Annotated in this window: 18 protein-coding genes; 11 read left to right on the plus strand and 7 right to left on the minus strand. The window is 68.7% G+C overall.

Going from position 1 to position 15,322, the window contains the following annotated elements:
- The first annotated feature begins 86 nt into the window (after positions 1–86).
- The 5 genes from G6N67_RS30645 to G6N67_RS30665 all read left to right on the plus strand — a co-directional run bounded on the left by G6N67_RS30645 (position 87) and on the right by G6N67_RS30665 (position 4,600).
- Positions 87–1,397: an adenosylmethionine--8-amino-7-oxononanoate transaminase gene (locus tag G6N67_RS30645; protein WP_036441780.1), complete on the plus strand. Its 1,311-nt coding sequence runs from the start codon at positions 87–89 to the stop codon at positions 1,395–1,397.
- Positions 1,398–1,469: 72 nt separating this feature from the next.
- Complete coding sequence (locus G6N67_RS30650; RefSeq protein WP_036442297.1) at positions 1,470–2,618, plus strand: 8-amino-7-oxononanoate synthase; 1,149 nt, start codon at positions 1,470–1,472, stop codon at positions 2,616–2,618.
- Between the two features lie 28 nt (positions 2,619–2,646).
- Positions 2,647–3,324: a dethiobiotin synthase gene (gene bioD / locus G6N67_RS30655; protein WP_036441783.1), complete on the plus strand. Its 678-nt coding sequence runs from the start codon at positions 2,647–2,649 to the stop codon at positions 3,322–3,324.
- A gap of 1 nt (position 3,325) precedes the next feature.
- On the plus strand, positions 3,326–3,835 hold the full coding sequence (locus G6N67_RS30660) for a 2'-5' RNA ligase family protein (RefSeq protein WP_036441785.1): 510 nt from the start codon (positions 3,326–3,328) through the stop codon (positions 3,833–3,835).
- A gap of 12 nt (positions 3,836–3,847) precedes the next feature.
- The gene (locus tag G6N67_RS30665) at positions 3,848–4,600 is read left to right on the plus strand and encodes a maleylpyruvate isomerase family mycothiol-dependent enzyme (RefSeq protein WP_036441788.1); all 753 of its coding nucleotides are present in this window, start codon (positions 3,848–3,850) and stop codon (positions 4,598–4,600) included.
- Here the strand turns inward: G6N67_RS30665 and G6N67_RS30670 are convergent.
- Positions 4,556–5,188 (minus strand): TetR/AcrR family transcriptional regulator C-terminal domain-containing protein, encoded by a 633-nt coding sequence (locus tag G6N67_RS30670; RefSeq protein WP_036441791.1) that lies wholly within the window; start codon positions 5,186–5,188, stop codon positions 4,556–4,558. The two genes, G6N67_RS30665 and G6N67_RS30670, sit on opposite strands and share 45 nt — an antisense overlap.
- A 93-nt stretch (positions 5,189–5,281) precedes the next feature.
- On the opposite strand from G6N67_RS30670, the gene bioB reads away from it, so the two are divergent.
- Genes bioB through G6N67_RS30685 form a run of 3 tightly spaced genes read left to right on the plus strand, consistent with a single transcriptional unit; the run spans position 5,282 to position 7,244 of the window.
- Positions 5,282–6,289 carry a biotin synthase BioB gene (bioB, locus tag G6N67_RS30675; protein ID WP_036441793.1) on the plus strand — a complete coding sequence of 336 codons (1,008 nt, stop codon included), beginning with the start codon at positions 5,282–5,284 and terminating at the stop codon, positions 6,287–6,289.
- 11 nt (positions 6,290–6,300) lie between these two features.
- Entirely contained in the window at positions 6,301–6,549 is a 249-nt protein-coding gene (gene bsaP / locus G6N67_RS30680; RefSeq protein ID WP_235749963.1) for a biotin synthase auxiliary protein BsaP, read from the plus strand.
- Between the two features lie 29 nt (positions 6,550–6,578).
- Positions 6,579–7,244, plus strand: coding sequence for a DUF2567 domain-containing protein (locus tag G6N67_RS30685; RefSeq protein ID WP_036442301.1), 666 nt, complete (start codon positions 6,579–6,581; stop codon positions 7,242–7,244).
- Here the strand turns inward: G6N67_RS30685 and G6N67_RS30690 are convergent.
- The 4 genes from G6N67_RS30690 to G6N67_RS30705 are packed head-to-tail and all read right to left on the minus strand — an operon-like array spanning position 7,225 to position 10,682.
- The gene (locus G6N67_RS30690) at positions 7,225–7,695 is read right to left on the minus strand and encodes a VOC family protein (RefSeq protein ID WP_308289836.1); all 471 of its coding nucleotides are present in this window, start codon (positions 7,693–7,695) and stop codon (positions 7,225–7,227) included. The two genes, G6N67_RS30685 and G6N67_RS30690, sit on opposite strands and share 20 nt — an antisense overlap.
- A 48-nt stretch (positions 7,696–7,743) precedes the next feature.
- Positions 7,744–8,559, minus strand: a complete 816-nt coding sequence (locus G6N67_RS30695) for an AraC family transcriptional regulator (protein WP_051579267.1) — start codon at positions 8,557–8,559, stop codon at positions 7,744–7,746.
- A gap of 44 nt (positions 8,560–8,603) precedes the next feature.
- Positions 8,604–9,947 carry a lipase family protein gene (locus tag G6N67_RS30700; RefSeq protein WP_036441796.1) on the minus strand — a complete coding sequence of 448 codons (1,344 nt, stop codon included), beginning with the start codon at positions 9,945–9,947 and terminating at the stop codon, positions 8,604–8,606.
- 42 nt (positions 9,948–9,989) lie between these two features.
- Positions 9,990–10,682, minus strand: coding sequence for an NUDIX hydrolase (locus G6N67_RS30705; protein ID WP_036441799.1), 693 nt, complete (start codon positions 10,680–10,682; stop codon positions 9,990–9,992).
- 47 nt (positions 10,683–10,729) lie between these two features.
- Between G6N67_RS30705 and nadA the strand changes: the two genes are divergently transcribed.
- Genes nadA through nadC form a run of 3 tightly spaced genes read left to right on the plus strand, consistent with a single transcriptional unit; the run spans position 10,730 to position 14,215 of the window.
- A complete protein-coding gene (gene nadA / locus G6N67_RS30710) occupies positions 10,730–11,773 on the plus strand; it encodes a quinolinate synthase NadA (protein WP_036441801.1) in 1,044 nt (347 codons plus the stop codon).
- A gap of 10 nt (positions 11,774–11,783) precedes the next feature.
- A complete protein-coding gene (locus G6N67_RS30715; protein ID WP_036441804.1) occupies positions 11,784–13,358 on the plus strand; it encodes an L-aspartate oxidase in 1,575 nt (524 codons plus the stop codon).
- On the plus strand, positions 13,358–14,215 hold the full coding sequence (nadC, locus tag G6N67_RS30720; protein WP_036442308.1) for a carboxylating nicotinate-nucleotide diphosphorylase: 858 nt from the start codon (positions 13,358–13,360) through the stop codon (positions 14,213–14,215). Before G6N67_RS30715 ends, nadC begins: the two co-directional genes overlap by 1 nt.
- Before the next feature lie 2 nt (positions 14,216–14,217).
- Here the strand turns inward: nadC and rhtB are convergent, their stop codons facing one another.
- Together rhtB and G6N67_RS30730 are read right to left on the minus strand one after the other, a co-directional pair.
- The gene (gene rhtB, locus G6N67_RS30725) at positions 14,218–14,853 is read right to left on the minus strand and encodes a homoserine/homoserine lactone efflux protein (RefSeq protein WP_036441807.1); all 636 of its coding nucleotides are present in this window, start codon (positions 14,851–14,853) and stop codon (positions 14,218–14,220) included.
- Positions 14,854–14,874: 21 nt separating this feature from the next.
- A complete protein-coding gene (locus tag G6N67_RS30730) occupies positions 14,875–15,297 on the minus strand; it encodes a nitroreductase family deazaflavin-dependent oxidoreductase (protein ID WP_036441811.1) in 423 nt (140 codons plus the stop codon).
- Positions 15,298–15,322: the final 25 nt, after the last annotated feature.

Consider the following 15,322-nt stretch of genomic DNA (forward strand, 5'->3'; position numbering starts at 1 on the left):
AGGCCAATTTACCTAAGAATCCTCGCGTCCTCACATTTCGGATGCGTGCGTCGCACTCTGTGAGCAAAGGGCTAGGCTCCCCGTCTGTGGCTGAGCCGACCAGGGCGCTGACCCCTGCGCAGATCAGTGCCATCGACGCCGCCCATGTCTGGCACCCCTACAGCACCATCGGCGCCGAGGCGTTGGCGCCGGTCGTGGCCGTCGGGGCGCGCGGCGCGTGGCTCACCGTGATCGACCCGTCCGACGGCCGCCCCATCGAGGTGCTGGACGCGATGGCGTCGTGGTGGACGGCCGTGCACGGCCACGGTCATCCGGTGTTGGATGCGGCGATCACCGAGCAGCTTTCCACCATGAATCACGTGATGTTCGGCGGGCTGACGCATGAACCCGCCGCGCGCCTGGCGCAACTGCTCGTGGATCTCACACCCGCCGGACTGGACACGGTGTTCTTCAGCGACTCCGGATCCGTGTCGGTCGAGGTGGCCGTCAAGATGGCCCTGCAGTATTGGCGCAGCCGCGGCCAGGGCGGCAAGCATCGGCTCATGACGTGGCGCGGCGGCTACCACGGCGACACGTTCACGCCGATGAGCGTGTGCGACCCCGACGGGGGCATGCACTCGCTGTGGACCGACGTGCTCGTCGCGCAGGTGTTCGCGCCACCGGTGCCTGCCGACTACCGCCCGGAGTACGTCGCGGCATTCGAAGCGCAGCTCGCCGCGCACGCCGACGAACTCGCGGCCGTCATCGTCGAACCGGTGGTGCAGGGCGCGGGCGGCATGAGGTTCCACGACCCGCAGTACCTGACCGACCTGCGCGCGATCTGCGACCGGCACGGCGTTTTGCTGATCTTCGACGAGATCGCGACCGGGTTCGGCCGCACCGGCACGTTGTTCGCCGCCGAGCGTGCCGGCGTGAGTCCCGACATCATGTGCGTCGGGAAGGCACTGACGGGCGGCTACATCACGCTCGCCGCGACCCTCTGCACGGGCGAGATCGCACACACCATCAGCTCGGGGGAGCCCGGCGCGCTCATGCACGGACCCACGTTCATGGCCAACGCGCTGGCGTGCGCGGTGGGCGTGGCGGCTGTCGAACTGCTGATCAGCACCGACTGGCAGGCCCAGGTTCGCGGCATCGAATCCGGGCTGCGGGCGGGTCTGGAACCGGCCAGGGCGTTGCCCGGCGTAGCCGACGTTCGCGTGCTCGGTGCGATCGGCGTCATCGAGATGGAACAGCCGGTCGACATGCGGGTCGCGACTGCCGCCGCGCTGGCGCACCGCGTGTGGCTGCGGCCGTTCCGCAACCTCGTCTACGTGATGCCGCCGTACATCTGCACCGCTGAAGAGGTCGCTCAGATCACCGCCGCTATGGTCGGCGTCGCGCGTGCTCTAACCTGAACAGTGTTCAATGGCCGGTTCGCCGGCGTGTTCGATGCCGGCTCGGCCGGCGTCTCGGCACTGAGGAGTCAGGTGACGCGCACAGGTCTCTCCCCGCTGGCCTGGTTGGCCGACGTCGAACAGCAGCGCCGCGCGGCCGGGCTGCGGCGCGCGCTGCGCACGCGGCCGCCGGTGGGTGCCGAGCTGGATCTGGCGTCCAACGACTACCTCGGGCTGTCACAGCATCCCGACGTTCTCGACGGCGGCGTCGCGGCACTGCGGACCTGGGGCGCCGGCGCAGGCGGCTCACGCCTGGTCACCGGGAACACCGAGCTGCACGAAGAATTCGAGAAAGCCCTCGCGCGGTTCGTCGGTGCCGAATCCGCGCTGGTGTTCTCGTCGGGGTACACCGCCAACCTGGGTGCGGTGGTGGCCTTGTCCGGGCCGGGGGCACTGGTGGTGTCGGATGCGCTGACCCACGCGTCGCTGGTCGACGCCTGCCGGTTGTCCCGCGCCCGCGTGACCGTCACGCCGCATCGCGATGTCGAAGCCGTCGAAGCGGCACTGAGCTCGCGGACCGAAGCACGCGCGATCGTCGTCACCGAGTCGGTGTTCTCCGCCGACGGAGTGCTGGCCCCGCTGCGGGAGTTGCACGAGGTCTGTCGTCGGCACGGTGCACTGCTGGTGGTGGACGAGGCCCACGGGCTCGGCGTGCGTGGCAGCGGTGGGCAGGGGCTGCTGCACGAGGTCGGCCTGGCGGGTGCGCCCGATGTCGTGATGACCACGACCCTGTCGAAGGCCCTGGGCAGCCAGGGTGGCGTGGTGCTCGGACCGGAGGCGGTCCGCGCGCATCTCATCGACGCCGCGCGGCCGTTCATCTTCGACACCGGGCTCGCCCCAGCGGCGGTCGGCGCCGCGCTGGCGGCGCTGCGAGTCCTGATGGTCGAGCCGCAGCGCGCACAAGCCGTGCTGACCCATGCCGCCGACCTGGCCGCGATGTGCGGGGTCGGCGACCAACCAGATTCTGCGGTCGTGTCCGTCATCCTGGGCGAGCCCGAGGTCGCCGTGGCTGCCGCCGCGGCCTGCCTCGACCGCGGTGTACGGGTGGGGTGCTTCCGGCCGCCGACGGTTCCCGTGGGAACGTCGCGGCTGCGCCTGACGGCCCGCGCGTCGCTGTCCGGCGACGAGATGGAGCTGGCGCGCCACGTGCTGACCGAGGTGCTCGCCGCAGCCCGCGCATGACCGACGAGCGCTTGCGCGAGGAGCCGATATGAGCGTTCTCGTCATCACCGGCACCGACACCGGTGTCGGCAAGACCGTGACCACTGCAGCGCTGGCCTGCGCGGCCCGGATCGCCGGCGTGGACGTCGCGGTGTGCAAGCCCGTGCAGACCGGGACGATCGACGGTGACAACGATCTCGGTGAGGTCGAGCGGCTCTCGGGTGTGCACGAACTGCACGGCGGCTGGCGTTATCCCGAGCCGCTGGCCCCGCTGGCCGCCGCCGGGCGCGCCGGGATGCCCCTGCCTACGCGTGCGGACCTGGTGACCGCCGTGCGCGATGCGGATGCGCCACACCGGCTCACCCTGGTCGAGGGAGCCGGTGGTCTCCTTGTTCGATTGGGCACGGGCGGCGTGACGCTGCGGGAGCTGGCCACGGATCTTTCCGCTTCGGTGCTTGTGGTCACCTCGCCGGGCCTGGGCACCCTCAACCACACCGAACTGACGTTGGAAGCACTTGCTGCACAGGGCATTCCATGCGCCGGCTTGGTCATCGGGGCATGGCCGGAGCAACCGGGTATCGCGGAGGCGGGCAATCGTGACGCGCTCGCGGAACTCGCCCCGGTGCGCGCTGTGTTGCCCGCCGGGGCCGGACTCCTCGGTGCGGCAGATTTCGAAGCCGTCAGTACCGCAGCGTTCGACCGGAGCTGGATCGAAAGCCTGCGGTGACATGGTCCACTCCGTTGAGCTGATCTACGACGCAGACACCGAAGCTGCCGTCCGAGGGATCTGGGACGCTCTGCGCGACAAAGGAATTCCCAGCCAATCGCCCGCCAGCCGGCCGCATACCACCGTGGCGGTGGCAGAACGCATATCGCCCGAGGTGGACTCCGCGCTGGTACCGCTGCTCGACCGCTTCCCGTTGCCGTGCCGGCTCGGCGCGACGCTGCTGTTCGGCCGGTCGGCCGCGGTCCTGGCCCGGTTGGTGGTGCCGACGGCCGAGCTGCTGCGCACCCACCGCGACGTCTACCGGGCGTGCCTGCCCTTCCTGGCACCGAAACCGTTGCCGCACACCGCCGCGGATCAGTGGACGCCGCACGTGACGCTGGCCCGTCATATCGCACCGGCGCGGCTTGCGACAGCGCAGCGCATCGCCGGACGACCCGACGAGATCGTCGGCAGCATCGTCGGGTTGCGGCGCTGGGAGGGCGACAAGAAGGTCGAACATCTCATCGGGTGACATGCTGGTGACGTGGACCGGATCGCGATCATCCGTACCGAGGCCCAACGATTCGCCGATGTGCTGTCGTCCACGGCCCCCGGAACCCCATGTCCGACCTGTCCCGACTGGGACGCCGCCGATCTGCTGTGGCACCTCACCGAGGTGCACTACTTCTGGGCCGGCGTGCTGGCCCGCAACGCGCGGACCGAAGCCGACGTGAGGGCGGTCGAGCAGGCCAAGCCCGCGCGGCCCGACGCGTTGGAAGATCTGCTCGCGGCGCGCGCGGACGCGACAGCGTCGCTGCTGGCCGAGTTGGCGCACCTGGACGACGCCGAGCGCCGCTGGTCGTGGTGGGACGCGGATCAGACGGTCGGCTTCACCCGGCGGATGCAAACCTACGAAGCCACCATGCACCGGGCTGACGCCGAGCTGACCGCCGGTCTGCCGCTCGGACCCGTGAGCGCAGAGGTTGCGGCAGGCGCAGTCGACCATGCCGTCGACGTGATGTGGGGATGGCAGCCCGAAGGTGCAACCTATTCACCGTTAGCGGTCGCTCAGTTCACGGCGACCGACACCGGACAACGCTGGCTCGTCGAGTTCGGCGTTTCCGGGGAATGGCCGCGTGCCGTCCGCGCCGTCGACGCCCGACCTACTGCCGCGGTCACGGGCGCAGTGGCCGACCTGGCCTGGTGGGCGTGGCGCCGGGGCGGGTCGGTGGATGTCAGCGGAGCGCCGGAGTCAGTTGCGGCGCTGCGCGCCGTCGTCGACCACGGAATGCCGTGACGCACGGTCGGCCGCAAGGTTTTTCTGAGCGGCCAGCCCGTCCACGAGCAGGTGCAGGCCGAATGCGAACTGCCGGTTGGTGTCACGGATCAGAATGGACTGCTCGTCGGCGAGTGCGCCTGCGGCATCCCACTGCAGCCGGGACTGTTCGTCGACCGTGAACCCGAGCACGTAATAGATCACCGTGCGAGCGGCCAGTTCGGCGTCGTCATCGTCGACCCCGGCGTGGCGGGCCGCATCCGTCAACCGCGCGACGATCGCGGTCGCCGTGACGGATTGGCCCGCCGCGAAGCTCGATGACACCAACTCGGCGCCGTCGGTGTGCGACAGCAGCGCATCGCGGAGCGACGCACAGATCTCATGGATCCGAGCGCGCCAGCCGGAATCGCCGCCATCGACGCGCACGGGCCGCAAGATGTGGTCGGCCACCGCACCCAGCAGCTCCTGTTTGTTGGCGAAGTGCCAGTACAGGGCGCCGGGGCTGACGTTGAGTTCGCGCGCGAGGCGCCGCATGGTCAGGTCGGCGATGCCGTAGTTGTCGAGGATCGCCGTCGCCGCATTCACCACGTCGGGTTTGTGGAGTTGCACACCGTTACCCTAACCTGAACGGTGTTCAATTGTCGGCACCGCCGACGTGTTCAATCGTTGGCACCGCCGACACGACCTTCAGGAGGACAGCCCGTGACGCAGGCAGCCGTAGACGTACTGGGCGTAGCTCGCGAGCAGGTGCTGGAGCGCGGCGTCGGCCTCGACCAGGATCAGACGTTGCAGGTGCTGCAGCTGCCGGACGAAAAGCTCGAAGAGCTGCTGGCCCTGGCCCACGAAGTTCGCATGAAGTGGTGCGGCCCGGATGTCGAGGTCGAGGGCATCATCAGCCTCAAGACCGGCGGCTGCCCGGAGGACTGCCATTTCTGCTCGCAGTCGGGTCTGTTCGCCTCCCCGGTGCGTAGCGCCTGGCTGGACATCCCGAGCCTCGTCGAGGCTGCCAAGCAGACCGCCAAGACCGGTGCCACCGAGTTTTGCATCGTGGCTGCGGTGCGCGGCCCCGATGAGCGGCTGCTGGCCCAGGTGGCCGCGGGCATCGAGGCGATCCGCAACGAGGTCGACATCCAGATCGCCTGCTCGCTGGGCATGCTGACCCAGGAGCAGGTGGACCGCCTCAAGGACATGGGCGTGCACCGCTACAACCACAACCTGGAGACCGCGCAGTCGTTCTTCCCTAACGTCGTGACCACCCACTCGTGGGAGGAGCGCTGGGGCACGCTGGAGATGGTTCGTGAGGCGGGCATGGAGGTCTGCTGCGGCGGCATCCTCGGCATGGGGGAGACACTTGAGCAGCGTGCCGAATTCGCGGCCAACCTGGCCGAGCTCGACCCGCACGAGGTGCCGCTGAACTTCCTCAACCCGCGCCCCGGCACGCCGTTCGGCGATCTCGACGTCTTGCCGGCGTCCGAGGCGCTCAAGGCCGTTGCCGCCTTCCGCCTGGCGTTGCCCCGCACGATGCTGCGCTTCGCAGGTGGTCGCGAGATCACCCTCGGCGACCTCGGCGCCAAGCAGGGCATCCTCGGCGGCATCAACGCCGTCATCGTCGGCAATTACCTGACCACGTTGGGCCGGCCGGCCGAGGCCGACCTGGAACTGCTCGACGATCTGCAGATGCCGATCAAGGCACTCAACGCCAGCCTGTAAAACGGGTGGTGATGATTAGCGACATTCCGGCGTTGCCCGCACCCGTAGGTGCCGGGGTCTACAACGTCTACACCGGTGCCGAAATCGGCTCGGCGTCGGGCTCGACAATCCCGACGGCCGCGCAGCTCGGACTCGAGCCGCCGCGATTCTGTGCGGAATGCGGGCGTCGGATGATCGTGCAGGTGCGTCCCGACGGCTGGCATGCGAAGTGTTCGCGGCATGGTGAGGTCGATTCGCACGACCTGGAGATGCAGCGATGAGCCTCTCGGGCGAAGAGCCGAAAGCCCCGATGAGCCTCTCGGGCGAAGAGCCGACCGCGGTAGCAGCGGAAAGTGCTGTGGGGCCGCGGGTTTCACGCAACCGCGCGGCGGCCGCCGTGATTGGGGCGTTGACGGTCTCGGGCGTTGTCGTGGGTGCGGTGTGGGCCTGGCTGGCCCCGCCGATCCACGGTGTCGTGGCGTTGACGCGCGGCGGCGAGCGGGTGCACGTCTATCTCGGCAGTGAATCCGATCACTTCTTCACTGCGGCGTTCCTGCTGCTCGGAATGCTCATGGTGCTCGCGGTGATAGCCGGTGTGGCGGTGTGGCAGTGGCGGGTTCACCGTGGGCCCGTTCTCGCGACCGCGTTGTCGCTGGGGTGTGTCGCCTCGGCCGCGGCGGCCTCGGCGGTCGGTGCGGCTCTGGTGCACTGGCGTTACGGCATCATCGACATCGCGGGCGCTCCCGTCACGCCGGAGCATCGCGTGCACTACGTCGTCGAGGCGCCGCCGGTGTTCTTCGGTCACACGCCGTGGCAGATCGCCGCGACGTTGCTGTCGGGCGCCGCGGTCGCGGCCCTGGTGTACGCGCTGACCGCGGTGTCCACGTCGCGCGACGACCTGGGCGCATGGCCTCCGGTCGAGGCTCCGCCGGTGCTCGCGCCGCTGCCCGTCTCCGTCATTCCGCCGGGGGCCTGACCGCCGCAGGTTCGAACAACTCGATCGGGTTTCCGTCCGGATCGTTGAGCTGGATCTGCCTTCCGCCTGGTCCGGATTCGATTGCGTTGCGGAACTGCATGCCGTCCTGGCGGAGTGCCGCGACGGTCCGGTCCAGGTCGTCGACTTCCAGCACGATCCGGTTGGATCCGCCCGGGGTCTGCGGGCTGCCGTCGGGCATCGGCCGGGCGCCCGAGCTGCCCGGGCCACTCAGCCAGAGCGTGAGATCACCGTTGGCGATCGCCGCGAACGCCGGGGCAGGCTGCCGCGTGAGGTGGAATCCGAGCCGCTCGGTATAGAACGTTATCGCCCTGGCGACGTCAGACACCTGGTACCGGACAGCGCCGGCCCGGAACCCGCTGTGGTCGGCCCGCGCGGCGGCGCAGCCGGCCATCGAGGTGGCGGCGAGGCATATGACGAGTAGGCGAAACATATGTGGATTGTGCCGACCGCGATGACGTGCGTATTGAACAAAATTGACCTACGGCCGCAGCGCGACGTGGTCATCCTTGGTGGCCTGTGCGCACCGGTCGAGATGCTCTGTGGGGGTCAGGCCGGAGAACGTCTGGAATTCCCGGATCATGTGGGACTGGTCGGAGTAGCCGTGCTCGACCGCGATGCGTGACAGCTCAGGTGTCCGGCACGAGATGAGCGTCCGGTGGGCGGACCGGAATCGACACAGCCTGGCGAATTTCTTGGGTGTCATTCCGACCTGGACCTTGAACAGTGCGATGAACCGCCGGTGGCTCAATCCCGCTTCGTCGGCGAGTACGCGTACCGGAGGCTGGCTACCGCCGCGCGCGAACGTACGCACCGCGCGCGCAACATGATTGGGTACGGAATCGTCGTCGCGCAGGTGGCCGAGCAGGAGCGATTCGACGATGCGGAAGCGGTACGCGGTCGACGTCGCGTCGCACAGCTGCTCACGCAGGTCGTCGGCCTCGAGGCCCCACAGGGCGCCGAGGTCGACGTGTGTGTCGGCCAGCTCGGCCGGTGACACGCCCAGAAGCGCAAGAGCGCCACCGATTTTGAAATGGATGCCGATCATGTCGGTGTGTTTTCGGGCATCGATGTCGAACGGGCTGGTATATGGACCCGACACCACCGACCCGGAAAGTCGTTGCTGCCCTTCGCGGTTCTCGACACACACGGCTGCGTCGCGCAGATTGACCACTACCTCGACGGTGCCCGCGGGGAGTATCCGCTCGGCCGGATGGGTCGGCCCGTCGGTAAGACACCACACGTGATCGACGTGGCGACGCAGCGCCGCGGCCGGCTGGTGACGGGTGTAGATCATCCGCCCCCATTCTGCCAGCGGCGGACCTGGCACTGCGGGCCGAATCAGAGCGGCATACGCCCGATTGTGCGCCCGGTGACCATCTTGATGCCGATCCCGGCCAGGCGGGCCATGCCCACATAGGTCATCGGGTTGAGCATCGTCGGCCACTTGGTGCGCACCAGGTGCTCGGTCAGCGGTCGTTCGGTGAAGCGATCTTCCAGCCAGCGCAGCGTCATCGGCGCCGACAGCGGGTGCAGCAGCAGGTGCTCGGTGAACAGGTCGCGGTGGTAGGTGACATCGGCACCGCCCGCCGCATAGGTGTCGACGAGGGCGTCGATGTCGTCGACCGAGATGATCTCGTCGTACACGGCCTGCACGATCAGCACGGGCGGGGCGGGGATGGCGACACCGAGTTTGATGTCGTCGAAAACGTGCGTGACCTCGGGTGTTTCGAGGATCTGTTCCAGCGGCATGTCGATCAGGTCGGCCATGTCGGTGCCTACCAGGCGCAACACGGCCTCGACCGTGGACATCCGGTGGAGGCGGTCGAGCAGCTTGCGGCCTTTCGCGGTGGCGTGCTCTTCGACGATGCGGTTCAGGCCCGGGTAGATGTCGGCGAGGGCCGCGACCACCAGCGCGGGCAACCCGGAGAACATGGTGCCGTTGAGGCGGCGGAACGTGTGTCCGAGGTCGCCGACCGGGGAGCCGAGCACCGCACCGACGATGTTGAGCTCAGGTGCGTAGCTTCCGCTCATCTCCGCCGCCCATGCGCTGGCCAGCCCGCCGCCCGAGTAGCCCCACAGCCCGATGGGAGCCGTCGGCGACAGCGCGAGGTGCTCGGAGTTGAGCGCGGCCCGCAGGCCGTCGAGGACGTGGTATCCGGGTTCGTAGGGTGCGCCCCACATGCCGTTGACGCCCTCGTGGTCGGGTACCGACACCGCCCAGCCCTTGGCCAGCGCGGCCGAGACCAACAGCAGCTCCAGCTGGGCCAGGGAGCCTGTGGCCTTGGCATGGCGCCGCAGCGCGTAGGACGGGAAGCATCGTGAAGAGATCGCGTCGATCGCGCACTGGTAGGACACGATCGGACAGTTGGGCTTCGGGTCCGGCGGCATGATGACCGTGGTGGCCGCGGCTTCGGGTGCGCCGTTGCGGTCGGTGGACCGGTACAGCAGCTGGGTTGCGTGCAGGCGCTGGGGAATCAGGCCGACAAAGGCCAGTTCGACGTCGCGGCTGCGCAGCACGGTGCCGGGGCTCGCGTGCTGGAATCCCGCCGGGGGGAGGTAGAACGGATCCTCGCTGGGTAGCCGGGGCCGGTCACCGCGGTTGAGCTCTTCATGCGGTGCACGCCCGATCCATTCAGGTTCCGGTGTGTTGGCGACCGCATTGGCGACGCTGCCCAAGTCCATCCGGGCATTCTTACTTAAGAAGGGTCTAAGAATCCAGTCGACTCACCCGGGCGGGCGCAACGCGGCGAACTCGTCGGTGACGCGGTAGCGCGCTTCGGTGAACCGGTAGAGCGCCGCCGGTCGGCCGCCGCTGCGTCCCGATCGCGCGGTGGTGCCGGTACGGGTGATGACGTTGCGCCGTTCGAGCACGCGCTGCAGGTTGGTCGCGTCCACCTGGTAGCCCAGCGCGGCACTGTAGACGTCGCGAAGCGATGACAGCGCGAATTCCTTTGGGGCCAAGGCATATCCGATGTTCGTATAGGAGAGCTTGGCGGCCAACCGGGTGCGGGCGTGCTCGACCATCGGGGCGTGGTCGAAGGCCATTTCCGGCAACGCGTTGACGGGATGCCAACGGGTGTCCTCGGGAAGTGCCGGCGTGGCGGGGGAGGGCACCAGCCCGAGGAATGTCGACGCGATCGTGCGCACACCCGGCACCCGGGCCGGTTCGGAGAACACTGCGAGTTGTTCGAGGTGGGCGATCTCACGCAGATCCACCTTTTCGGCCAGCTGACGCCGTACCGACGACGTCAGATCTTCGGTGTCGCCGAGGCGACCGCCCGGCAATGACCACTTTCCGCGCTCGGGATCGAGTGCCCGTTGCCATAACAGCACGTTAAGCGTGGGTTGCCGGGAGTTGAGATCGCGAACCTGGAACACAGCGGCGAGTACCTCGTGGGCAGTGTTACCATATTGCATGTTTTCGATTGTAAGTCGAAAACCTGAATCGGACGAGGAGGCCCGCCGTGACGGTGCTCAACGGGATGTCTACGGGGGATTTGGCGGATCGGATCGTTGACGGTCCAGGCGGCTACACCGGGATCGAAGGTGACGAGCAGTGGGCCGCGGAGGTCCGGCGGCTCGTCGAGCAGCGCGGCGCGACGTTGCTCGCGCACAACTACCAGCTGCCCGCGATCCAGGACGTCGCGGACCACGTCGGCGACTCGCTGGCACTCTCGCGCATCGCCGCGGAGGCCCCTGAGGACACCATCGTGTTCTGCGGCGTGCACTTCATGGCCGAGACCGCCAAGATCCTCAGCCCCGACAAGACCGTGCTGATCCCCGATCAGCGGGCGGGTTGCTCGCTGGCCGATTCGATCACCGCCGACGAGTTGCAGGCCTGGAAGGACGAACACCCCGGCGCGGTCGTCGTCTCGTACGTCAACACCACGGCAGCCGTGAAGGCGCTCACCGACATCTGCTGCACGTCGTCCAACGCGGTCGAGGTCGTCGCCTCGATCCCCGACGATCGCGAGGTGCTGTTCTGCCCCGACCAGTTCCTCGGAGCGCATGTCCGCCGGGTCACCGGGCGCAAGAACCTGCACGTCTGGGCAGGCGAATGCCACGTCCACGCCGGGATCAACGGCGACGAACTGGCCGATCAGGCGCGGTCACACCCCGACGCGGAGCTGTTCGTGCATCCCGAATGTGGCTGCGCCACTTCGGCGTTGTATCTCGCCGGTGAAGGTGCCGTACCCGAGGAGCGCGTGAAGATCCTGTCCACCGGGGGCATGCTCGACGCTGCCCGCGAGACCCGCGCACGCCAGGTGCTGGTCGCCACCGAGATCGGCATGCTGCACCAGCTGCGCAGGGCCGCACCCGAAGTCGACTTCCTGGCGGTCAACGACCGGGCGTCCTGCACTTACATGAAGATGATCACGCCGGCTGCGCTGCTCCGATGCCTCGTCGACGGGGCCGACGAGGTCCACGTCGACCCCGAGACCGCCCGGCTGGGGCGCGCGAGTGTGCAGCGCATGATCGCCATCGGCCAGCCCGGCGGCGGGGAATGAAGGTAGGCCGGTGAAACCCTTCGCCTGCGGCACCTCCACGCTGTGGCAGCAGCGGGCCGATGTCGTCGTCATCGGCACCGGTGTCGCGGGTCTGGTCGCGGCACTGGCCGCACAGCGGCGCGGCGGGCGCGTCGTGGTGCTGAGCAAGGCACGCGAGACGGCGACGTTCTACGCCCAGGGCGGCATCGCCGTCGTGCTGCCCGACAACGACGATTCGATCGAGGCGCACGTCGCGGACACCCTCGCGGCCGGCGGCGGAATCTGCGACGCGACGGCGGTGCGATCCATCGTGGCCGACGGCTACGCCGCGGTGGCCGAGCTGGTGGCCGGCGGCGCCAGGTTCGACGAATCCGCGCCGGGGCAGTGGGCGCTGACGCGTGAAGGCGGCCACACCCGCCGCCGGATCATCCACTCCGGCGGCGACGCGACCGGCGCAGAGGTGCAACGCGCCCTCGACTTCGCCGCGGCGAATCTCGACGTCCGGCGCAATCACGTGGCACTGCAGATACTTCGCGACGACACGGCAGTGACCGGCGTCCTGGTCCGCAACGAGGACGGCGTGGGCATCGTGCACGCCCCGTCGGTCATCCTGGCCACGGGCGGCCTCGGTCACCTGTATTCGGCGACGACGAATCCCGATGGCTCGACCGGGGACGGCATCGCGCTGGCGCTGTGGGCCGGCGTCCCCGTCGGCGACATCGAGTTCATCCAGTTCCACCCCACCATGCTCTACGACGGCAACGGCGGGGGACGTCGACCGCTGATCACCGAAGCGATTCGGGGTGAGGGCGCCGTCCTACTTGACGCACAAGGGAATTCGGTCACCGAGGGTGTTCACCCGATGGGCGATCTGGCGCCGCGGGACGTGGTGGCCGCCGCGATCAACGCGCACCTCACCGAGTCGGGCGCGCTGTGCGTGTACTTGGACGCACGGGCCATCCCGGAATTCGGCCGGCGATTTCCGACTGTTGCGGCGGCATGCGCAGCGGCCGGCATCGACCCGACCGTCGAACCGATCCCGGTGGTGCCCGGCGCGCACTACAGCTGCGGCGGAGTGGCGACCGACGTGTGCGGCCGCACCGAACTCGCCGGGCTGTTCGCCGCGGGCGAGGTGGCCCGCACGGGCATGCACGGCGCCAACCGACTGGCGTCCAACAGCCTGTTGGAAGGTCTGGTCGTCGGCGGACGCGCGGGCCGGGCCGCGGCAGACCACGCGGTGGCGGCAGGCTCGGTGCGGGCTCAGGCGCCGGCGGACGGCCGTCGCGACGTGATCGACCGCGCCGTCCTGCAACAGGCGATGTCCGAGTGCGCGTCGGTGGTTCGGGATGCGGCCGGCCTGGACCGCCTGCGTGACATCTTGACCTCGGGCCGCGCGGTCGAACCCCGCAACCGACGCGGTTTCGAGGACGCCGCACTGACGGCGACCGCACGAGCGGTCGTCGCGGCCGCACAGGCGCGCACCGAAAGCCGGGGTTGCCACCACCGCGCTGACCATCCCGAAACCGATCCGGCACAGGAGCATTCGTTGACCGTGCGCAACACTGACGGCCGCGTGGCCGTCGAGACCCCTACGGCGGTGTGCTGATGACACTTTCACCCACTGAATTCGACGAAGCGCGGGCAATCATCGCCCGTGCGCTCGAAGAGGATCTCCGCTACGGACCCGACATCACCACGATCGCGACGGTGCCTGCCGAGGCGACCACCACGGCGTCGGTGGTGACCCGGGAGCCCGGCGTCGTCGCCGGCGTCGACATCGCCCTGCTGGTGCTCGACGAGTTGATCGGGGCCGACCGGTATTCGGTCAAGGACCGGGTCGAGGACGGCGCCCGGCTGGCGGCGCAGGCGCCGCTGCTGACGATCGAAGCGCCCACCCGCGAGCTGTTGACGGCTGAACGCACGATGCTCAACCTGGTGTGTCACCTGTCCGGTATCGCGACCGCCACCGCGGCCTGGGTCGATGCGGTGGCGGGCACGAACGCCAAGATCCGCGACACCCGCAAGACACTGCCGGGCCTTCGGGCGCTGCAGAAGTACGCCGTGCGGGTCGGCGGCGGTGTCAACCACCGGATGGGTCTGGGCGATGCGGCGCTGATCAAGGACAACCACGTGGCCGCGGCCGGTTCGGTCCTTGCCGCGTTGAAGGCCGTGCGGGCCGAGGCGCCCGATCTGCCGTGCGAGGTCGAGGTGGATTCGCTCGAGCAGCTCGACGAGGTGCTGTCCGCCGACGTCGAGTTGGTCCTGCTGGACAACTTCCCGGTCTGGCAGACCCAGATCGCGGTGCAACGGCGCGATTCACAGTCGCCTTCGACGCTGCTCGAATCGTCGGGTGGGCTGACCCTGGACACCGCGGCCGAATACGCCGGCACTGGCGTCGACTACCTCGCGATCGGGGCGCTGACCCACTCGGTGCGGGTGCTCGACATCGGACTCGACACGTAGCGTCAGGTGGTCGCGCCGCGGCGCACCAGAGACAGCGCGACGGCCGCGGTGGCGAACAGGCCGGACAGCACCCGGTTGAGTACGGTCTGCTGGCGGGGCGTGTGCAGCCACCCCAGCAGCCGCGCCGCGAGACCCGTGTAGAGCGCCATCACGACGATGTCGACGATGATCGAGGTCACCCCGATCGCCAGGTACTGCGGAAGCAGCGGCGCCGTCGGTACGACGAACTGCGGCAGCACCGCGATGAAGAACACCAGGCCCTTGGGGTTGGTGGCGTTGACCAGGAAACCACGCGTCACCAGAGCGAGCCGCCCGCCTTCGGCCGAGGCACTGACCTGTTCGCGCAGGTCGATGCCGGCCGTCCGCCATTGCCGGTAGGCCAGGTAGATGAGGTAGGCCACGCCGAGCCATTTGATGACGGTGAACGCGAGCAACGAGTTCGCAACGGCCGCGCCGAGCCCCACCGCGACCACCGCCAGCTGCAATGCGAGCCCGATCTGAAGCCCCAGGATGCTCCAGAAACCGCGACGCACCCCGTGGGTCAGGCCGGTCGCCATCGACTGGATGGCCCCGGCACCAGGGGAGAGGCTGATTGCGATTGCCGCGCCGAAGTAGGCCAACCAGAGCTGCCAGGTCATGACAGCAGTCTGGCAGCGCCGTCAAACGATATCGGCGACGAAGACCCCGATCCGGCGGCCCGCGATCCGTGCGATTCCGGGCAGGTTCGGATCGTCGGTCCCCGCGGGCAGCACCCGTGGGTTGGTGATGTGAACGTCGCCACTGAACAGGTGCACATCTGCCTCGCCGGCCGCCAGCACGTTTTTGACCCAGTTGGTCTTGCCGTGGGCCAGCCCTACCGCAAGCGTGTTGCCTTTGCGAAAGCTGGTGACGACGGTCTCGTAGGGTGTGCCCGACGTCCGGCCGCGATGTTTGATCACCGTGAATCCGGGCATGCGCTTCGCGAACGGTTTCATGAGCGGGTTGATGTATTTGATCTGGAACCGCTCGACCGCGGGTGGGATCAACATCGGTACGCCGGGCGCGTTGTTGGGATGGGATCCCCGTGAGCTGGCAGCTGACATGGCTATCAGCCTACGGCGCCCGGAT

It is taken from the genome of Mycolicibacterium mageritense (assembly GCF_010727475.1).
In the GTDB taxonomy this organism is placed as follows: Bacteria; Actinomycetota; Actinomycetes; order Mycobacteriales; family Mycobacteriaceae; genus Mycobacterium; species Mycobacterium mageritense.

Excerpts from the sequence above, each read along its gene's own strand:
- bioD (WP_036441783.1), top strand. The coding sequence starts at position 2,647 with ATGAGCGTTCTCGTCATCACCGGCACCGACACCGGTGTCGGCAAGACC.
- G6N67_RS30660 (WP_036441785.1), top strand. The coding sequence starts at position 3,326 with ATGGTCCACTCCGTTGAGCTGATCTACGACGCAGACACCGAAGCTGCC.
- bsaP (WP_235749963.1), top strand. The coding sequence starts at position 6,301 with ATGATTAGCGACATTCCGGCGTTGCCCGCACCCGTAGGTGCCGGGGTC.
- G6N67_RS30685 (WP_036442301.1), top strand. The coding sequence starts at position 6,579 with ATGAGCCTCTCGGGCGAAGAGCCGACCGCGGTAGCAGCGGAAAGTGCT.
- G6N67_RS30690 (WP_308289836.1), bottom strand. The coding sequence starts at position 7,695 with ATGTTTCGCCTACTCGTCATATGCCTCGCCGCCACCTCGATGGCCGGC.
- G6N67_RS30695 (WP_051579267.1), bottom strand. The coding sequence starts at position 8,559 with ATGATCTACACCCGTCACCAGCCGGCCGCGGCGCTGCGTCGCCACGTC.
- G6N67_RS30700 (WP_036441796.1), bottom strand. The coding sequence starts at position 9,947 with ATGGACTTGGGCAGCGTCGCCAATGCGGTCGCCAACACACCGGAACCT.
- G6N67_RS30705 (WP_036441799.1), bottom strand. The coding sequence starts at position 10,682 with ATGCAATATGGTAACACTGCCCACGAGGTACTCGCCGCTGTGTTCCAG.
- nadC (WP_036442308.1), top strand. The coding sequence starts at position 13,358 with ATGACACTTTCACCCACTGAATTCGACGAAGCGCGGGCAATCATCGCC.
- rhtB (WP_036441807.1), bottom strand. The coding sequence starts at position 14,853 with ATGACCTGGCAGCTCTGGTTGGCCTACTTCGGCGCGGCAATCGCAATC.
- G6N67_RS30730 (WP_036441811.1), bottom strand. The coding sequence starts at position 15,297 with ATGTCAGCTGCCAGCTCACGGGGATCCCATCCCAACAACGCGCCCGGC.